4 protein-coding genes are annotated in these 6,999 nt (G+C 42.0%); all 4 read right to left on the bottom strand.

Annotated elements, in window-relative coordinates; all coding sequences use genetic code 11:
- Window positions 1–229 precede the first annotated feature (229 nt).
- Window positions 230–1,003 carry an alpha/beta hydrolase-fold protein gene (locus HMPREF9072_RS10020; protein ID WP_009411621.1) on the bottom strand — a complete coding sequence of 258 codons (774 nt, stop codon included), beginning with the start codon at window positions 1,001–1,003 and terminating at the stop codon, window positions 230–232.
- A complete protein-coding gene (locus tag HMPREF9072_RS10015) occupies window positions 993–1,829 on the bottom strand; it encodes a LamG domain-containing protein (RefSeq protein WP_009411620.1) in 837 nt (278 codons plus the stop codon). Before HMPREF9072_RS10015 ends, HMPREF9072_RS10020 begins: the two co-directional genes overlap by 11 nt.
- A 71-nt stretch (window positions 1,830–1,900) precedes the next feature.
- A complete protein-coding gene (locus tag HMPREF9072_RS10010; RefSeq protein ID WP_009411619.1) occupies window positions 1,901–3,436 on the bottom strand; it encodes a RagB/SusD family nutrient uptake outer membrane protein in 1,536 nt (511 codons plus the stop codon).
- Window positions 3,437–3,445: 9 nt separating this feature from the next.
- The gene (locus HMPREF9072_RS10005) at window positions 3,446–6,457 is read right to left on the bottom strand and encodes a TonB-dependent receptor (RefSeq protein WP_009411618.1); all 3,012 of its coding nucleotides are present in this window, start codon (window positions 6,455–6,457) and stop codon (window positions 3,446–3,448) included.
- Window positions 6,458–6,999 lie beyond the last annotated feature (542 nt).

Raw genomic sequence — 6,999 nt, 5'->3', positions numbered from 1 at the left:
TAAGCTAACCCCACCCTCCTTACACCCTTTTTTCGCCAAAACCTCTCCCTCTCCTCTTCCGAATTGCTCCGTTTCCTTCCGATAGCTCAAATATGTCACTTTTAAGGATATACACTTTGCCAAAGTTTTTGCCCGTGTGGCTCGCACCTAATTCTCTCATTTTCTAATTTGCTAATTTTTCCCCGCCTGCCCTGCTACGGCTGCCTGTGCGGCTCGCACCTCATTTCCCTTACCTAAAACTCCACTCCAAAAAGTCTTTGGTGTTAAAAGCAGGATGCCAAGCGTTGTGATTAGCTCCGTAGAACTCTATGTATTCTACTTTTTTGCCAGTGCTTTTCAACGCCTCATAGGCTTCGCGCGAGTAAGTCACCGGTATCACATCGTCAATATCGCCGTGATAAAAGCGGAATTTTGTCTTCCCTTTGAACTCACGCATACGCTCTATATTGGTCGCCCCACATATCGAGACAGCTTTGGCAAAGGTATCGGGGAAGCGATACACCATATCCAAAGTAGCAATCGCACCCATCGAGATGCCCATAATGTACACTCGTTTAGGGTCGATAGGGTAAGTAGCCAAAGTCTCGTCTAAAAGTTCCTTCACCAACCGCAAATGACTGGTAATAGGAGCGTCCTTTGGTAAAGGATTACCGCTTTTGTAACCTTTTTCAGGACGCTTTTCAAGCGACCAGTATGCACCTTCAGGGCACTGCGGAAAGAGCACAAAGCAAGGGTACTTATCTCGGTTCGCAGGATTGCTAAACACTGTACCCCCATTGCGCAACTGACTTTCATTATCGTTCCCTCTTTCGCCTGCTCCGTGCAAGAAGAGCACCAAAGGGTATTTCTTGCCTTTCTCCATTTTTTTAGGTTGAAGAAAGCGATAAGGCATACTGTTCTTTTGCTTATCCACATATACACCTTTGGTATACGCCTCATTCTGAGCACTGATACTAATGCTGTAAAGAAAGATGATAAAAATTATTAAATATCTATTTTTCACTCGCTAATGTTTTTATCTGAACATCATTAATAGGTTCATTAAAGAAATAAAACTGGTCTAACTGACCTTTGTAGAATCCTGCCCATCCTTGTGCACCAGCTCCAGTGGTGAGCGGAGGAGTAGTTTGAAAAGGAAGCGTTCCTATTACAAGAGTACCTAAGTTGGGGCACGCTATGCCTCCCAAAGTCTTAAACTCTTGCGAATGTACCTCTGATCCATTCCGAAAAATAGTAAACTTACCTGTGGTAGCATCATAACGAAAGACCAAATGTACCCATTTGCCTAATGTTTCTGGAATTATCTTATCTACCCAACCATCTTTGGTACCGTTGCTCAAATGCAGTTTAAACCGTCCATTGGTTTGTGTTGAATTACCTGGCTCCATAAATAGGTCTATATAACTCCAAAAACCTTTGTTATTGGTTAAAGAAAATAATCCTATTGCCTTAGTAGGTTTTTCGGCATTCATCCAAAAAGCGATAGAAAAACTACCTAAGTTACTCAATACATCGTGCAACGATTTACCACCATTAAGTGGGGTAGTAGGAGGCGTGATAAGTATATAGCTATTATCCGCTCCTTGATAAGCTTTCTTTACTTTTCCTTGTGTATAAGAAGCATTTCCTACTACCTGGGTGGTTGCTTTATACACACTCATATCCTCACTATTATCCTCAAAAGTAAAAGCCAATTTAGGCTTTACATAGTCTAAGATAGGAGGTTGCTTTGGATAATCAAACGCAGGGTCTTGGTCTAAGTCTTGGAAACAGCTGGTAAGGGCTGTCAGACTCACCATAAAACTGATATATAATACATATTTTTTCATTGTAGTAAATTTTAGATTTTCAACTTAGCCGAAGTTTGAAACTTTGGCTAAGTTTAGACCTGTTATCTCAATTAATAATTAGGGTTTTGAACGAGTACTCCATTAGAACGGTCTATCTGTGTTTGTGGTAAAGGGAACAAACGATGTTTTACTTGATAAGAGGCTTTACCTGCATTATGAAGAGTTTCTACATCTATATTCCAACGTACTAAGTCATAAAAGCGGTCAAACTCCATACCCAGTTCTACACGGCGCTCGTGACGAATAGCCGTACGCAAATCACTTTGATTAGTAGTAGTAACGGCAGGAAGCACAGGGGTACTACTAGTTCGTCTTGCACGGGCGCGCACTTGTTCTAAGTAGGTAAGGGCTTCGGTGCTGTTACCAAGCTCATTAGCTGCTTCGGCAGCCATTAAGAGTACATCTGAATAACGAATAAGGCGAATATTGAACCAATAACCAAACTTGCTATTGGTGCGACGCAAAGCAGGATCAGTATATACTTTCTTGTTGTAATACTTATTCACTACATCATTATTAGCGATAGGTTTTTCGCCATAGGGTGTATTTGGCTGCATAGCGTTGGCTTCTGCTATATTTTTAGCAAAGTAAAGCAAAGTTTCATCTTTGCGAGGGTCACCTGTTTCAAAAGCATCAGCTAAGTCTTGAGTAGGACAGTTGAAACCCCAACCGAAATCCCATTGCCCAGAACCGCGTACTCCTTGTACTTGGGCAAAAGTACTTCCTACTTGTTCTGCTCCGTATGCCTTATCAAAAGTGCATTGCAATTCAAAAATAGAACCGGGACCATTCTCACCTGTCTCACGGAAAATCTTATTGTAATCGGCACTTAGATTATACAATCCTGAGTTAATTACATCTACAGAAGCGGTATACATTTCTTGCCAATTACTACGCATCATATAGGTGCGAGCGTGCAAGGCGCGAGCAGCTCCCCAAGTAAGGCGTCCTACAAACATCGTAGGCCACATACGCGGTAAATCGCGCTCGGCAATAGCGAGGTCAGCATCAATTTGTGCGTAAATGTTTTCTACTGATGCTTTTGGTTTATTGGCTTCATCTCTACTTTTCACCGAGAAGTTAATAAGAGGTACTTCACCAAAGGCACGCACCAAATTGAAAAAAGCATAAGCACGGAAGAAATGAGCTTCTCCTCTGTTAACTTTATCTGTTTCTGCCAAAGAGGCTTGATTGGCATTATTAATCTTATCAATTACGGTATTGGCTGCGAAAATCAATTCATAGTTTCCGTCGTAATACAGTGATACAAGAGCATTGGTAGCTACGTAATTGAATTCGTCTACATTCTTAGAATCAGCTGAGTCTCCTGCATTAGAGCCTTTTTCGGCATCTTCACTGCGAAAGCTGTGTACCGCCAAAGCTGGCAATCCTGACGTAATAGAAGAAGCTCGTATTTTACCATACATCCCGAATACTTCGGCTTCATAAGTACCAGCGGCTCCTTTTTGTTCTCCTTCATACCATTCGCCTTGAGGCTCTTGGTCGAACTTGTTGCAATGGGTGAAGAGGGCAACACTTGTTACCATTAATCCTATTGCTATAATATGGTTTATATTCTTTTTCATAATTGTTAATTAAAAAGTGATATTTACACCGTAAGTAATAATCATTGGCATAGGGTAAGTACCCGTATCGATACCGAAAGATAAGGCACTACCTCCTATTTCGGGGACATAGCCTGTGTTTTTATGCCAAGTTTTGAGGTTTTGCATATTGGCATAGAAGCGCAATTTCTGTACTCTTAGACGTTGTAATACGTCTTGTGGCAAGCTATAGCCTAACTGCACGTTGCGCAAGCGGAAAAAGCTACCATCTTCTATATAGTATGAAGAGTTCATACGATTGATGGGGCGACTGTTATCTACAATAGGTTCCCAGTTAGAAGTACCTTCGCCGTGCCAACGGTTCAAGCGGTGTGCTTGGTAGTTAAGGGTCGCATAACCACTTTCGCCCCAACCGCGATAGATTTCGTTGCCATAAGCTCCCATAAACTCTGCTGAAAGGTCAAAGCCTTTGTAGCCGAGATTGAGACTGAAACCATAGGTAAGGTCTGGGGTAGGATTACCTATCATCTCACGGTCTTTGGTGTCTATCACGCCATCACCGTTGAGATCGGCAAATTTAAGGTCACCAGGTTTAGCTCCAAAAGAATTTACTGGAGAATTGGCAATGTCCTGATAATTTTGATATACACCAATCACTCTGTAGCCGTAAAAATGACCAATAGGATAACCTTCCAAGCTACGCGCTACGTCGTTTGGACCACTATAAACAGCATACTCAGCATTACGACCTAATGAAAGCACTTTGTTATCAATAGTGGTAATATTGGCACTTACACCATAACTAAATCCGCTTTCTTTGAGTTGGTCTTGCCAAGAGGCTGAAATTTCCCAACCTTTATTCTCTATCTCTCCGAGGTTCTCCAAAGAGTTTTGTGTACCTGCAAGGCTAGGCAGATTTACAATAAGGTCTTTGGTTTTCTTGTGATAGTAAACAGGCTCTACACTGAGGCGATTGCCCAAGAAACGGAACTCGGCACCGGCTTCCCACGCATAGGTCTTTTCCCAACCTAAGTTTTGTACTAAATAGGCAGGTACATAGCCTGTAATAATACGGTCGCCAAAAACAGCACTACTTGAACTTACTAATCTAGGGTAAAGAGGATAGTCATTGCCTGTGTTTTGGTTACCTAGCACACCCCAAGAACCTTTTAGTTTGAGGTAATCTACTACTTTTTGGTTTTTCATAAAGGCTTCTTCACTGAGTACCCAACCTGCGCCAAAGGAGTAGAAGTTGTCCCACGTATTACCCAAGCGATGAAATACTGAAGCTCCATCACGGCGATAAGAAGCGTTGAGCAAATAACGATTGTCGTAATTATAAAGAGTTCTAAGAAGGTAAGACATCGTAAAGCGTCTGTTTTGTGAAGAACCATTGGAAGAATTCTTAGCTCCAAAAGAAGAAAGCCACCATTTATCGGTATTGCCGTTAGGAGAAAAGATAATATCGTCCATATGCTGACTACGCGCTCCATTTAACTTAGAATATTCTTTATAATCAGTAGTGAGCCCTGTCATTGCATTGAGGTTGTGTTTCCCCCATTGCTTTTTAAATGAAAGTATGTAATCTTGCTGAGTGCGCAAAGTGGTTGCCTTAGATTGTGAAAGGGTTTCATACTGTCCTCCTATGTGTTTTTTATCGCGAGTTAAAGGACTATACACATAGGTAAGAGGGTCGAATTTGCGTTCTTCGTGGACGTTATAATCGGCGGAGAAAGTAGCTTTAAAAGTAAAGTCTTTCAAGAACTTCAATTCTCCATAGATGTTCCCTGTTAAACGGTGAATAGAAGCTTTAGCATTATTAGCTTGTTCTTCTATACGTATCATAGGATTGTATACCTGTGCATTTTGGAAGTTAGGCATATCGTAAAACAAACCTGTATTTTCATCTTTCACGGGGGCAATAGGAACCGCTTTGAGTGCTGCTTCTACACCGCGTCCGTCGGCAGGTAGGATACGTGAGCCGTTGGCTTGGAAACCAAAACGCAGAAAGTCGGTTACGTTGTAATCGCTGCTGAGGTTGAGGGTGAGTTTGGAGAGCTTTTCGTGCTTGATAGAGCCTTCTTCATCGGTATAGCCTGCCCCCATATAAAAGCGCCCTTTCTCGCCTGAGCTAGCTACGCTCACGTTATGATTAGATACCCACGCACGGCGGAAGATTTCATCTTGCCAATCGGTATTAGCTTGCCAATGGGTATAATCAAACGGATTGGCGCCTTTATTGGCTAACTCTTCGTCATAAAGAGTTTTAAAGCCTTCGGCATCAGTCATTGCAACACGGTCGTTGATGACTTTTAATCCTACGGAAGAATTGATGTTTACGACTGTTTGTCCTTTTTTGGCTTTCTTGGTGGTAATGATAATCACCCCATTGGCACCACGAACCCCGAAGATTGCAAGAGACGAGGGGTCTTTGAGGATTTCCATAGACTCGATATCCTGCGGGTTGAGGTAGTTGATATTATCGGTAAAGAGCCCATCGACTACGTACAGAGGTGTATAGCCGTTGATAGAGTTTGTACCGCGGATACGGATTTCGGGGTCTTGCCCTGCCCGCCCTGTATTAACGATTTGCACCCCGGCTACCTTTCCTTGGATAGAAGCTAAGGGGTTGGTAGACGGACGGTCAGCAAATTCATCGGTTTTAAGACTGACAATAGAGCCTGTAAGGTCTCGTTTCTGAGCTGCCCCATACCCAATCACTACTACTTCTTTGAGCTCTTGGGTATTTTCTCTTAAAGTAACATTAATGCGGGAGCGTCCTGCTACTTTTACATTTTGGGTCTGCATACCTACGAAGCTGACTTCTAAGACGGCATTGGAGGGCACATTGGGAAGTGTATAGTGCCCTTCGAAGTCGGTAGAAGTACCCTGGGTAGTACCCTTTACAATTACGTTTGCTCCTGGAATGGGGTTTTTAGTCCCTTCTTCATAAACGGTACCTTGTACGGTAATTTGTTGAGCGTGCAGGGTAACGGTTAGAGAAAACATCAGGAAGAAAAACAATATTTTCTTTATTTCCATATGTTATTGATTTTTTTCACCGCAAAATTGCTAAAAGTTTCTTTTGTCTCCAAAAAAAGAGCTACGTCAAAACTACTACAATGAAAAATTAACGAAATGACGTACTACGTCAAAAGTACTACAAGAAAATGCAATATTTTGATTGTTAGATATTTCTGAGAATAAAAAAGAATAAAAAATTGAGAGAATTAGAAAATGAGAGAATTAGAGAATTAGAAAATTAGGAAATTAGGAAATTAACAGATAGTAAACGAAGACGGGGAAAATCGGAGGTGCGAGGTCGTAGCACGACAGGCGAGGGAAATGAGAGAATGGGAAAATGAGAGAATGCGGAGGGAGGTTGTAGCACGACAGGCGGAGAAAATTATAGAATTAGGAAATGAGTAATTATTGTCAGTTTATTCAACTTTGCCAAAGGTGCGAGCCACACAGGCAGTGTGAGCCACACGGGCAAAAACTTTGCCAAAGTTTGAGATGAAAAAGCGATATGTTGGGACTATTAGGAGGATTCGGAAGGAAACGGAGAGGTTCGGAAGAGGGGA

Source organism: Capnocytophaga sp. oral taxon 324 str. F0483 (genome assembly GCF_000318315.2).
In the GTDB taxonomy this organism is placed as follows: Bacteria; Bacteroidota; Bacteroidia; order Flavobacteriales; family Flavobacteriaceae; genus Capnocytophaga; species Capnocytophaga ochracea.
The sequence above is the reverse complement of the archived record's forward strand: the minus strand, read 5'-3'. Positions and strand labels throughout refer to the sequence as shown.

Coding starts and splice junctions, on each gene's coding strand:
- HMPREF9072_RS10005 (WP_009411618.1), bottom strand. CDS start 6,457: ATGGAAATAAAGAAAATATTGTTTTTCTTCCTGATGTTTTCTCTAACC.
- HMPREF9072_RS10010 (WP_009411619.1), bottom strand. CDS start 3,436: ATGAAAAAGAATATAAACCATATTATAGCAATAGGATTAATGGTAACA.
- HMPREF9072_RS10015 (WP_009411620.1), bottom strand. CDS start 1,829: ATGAAAAAATATGTATTATATATCAGTTTTATGGTGAGTCTGACAGCC.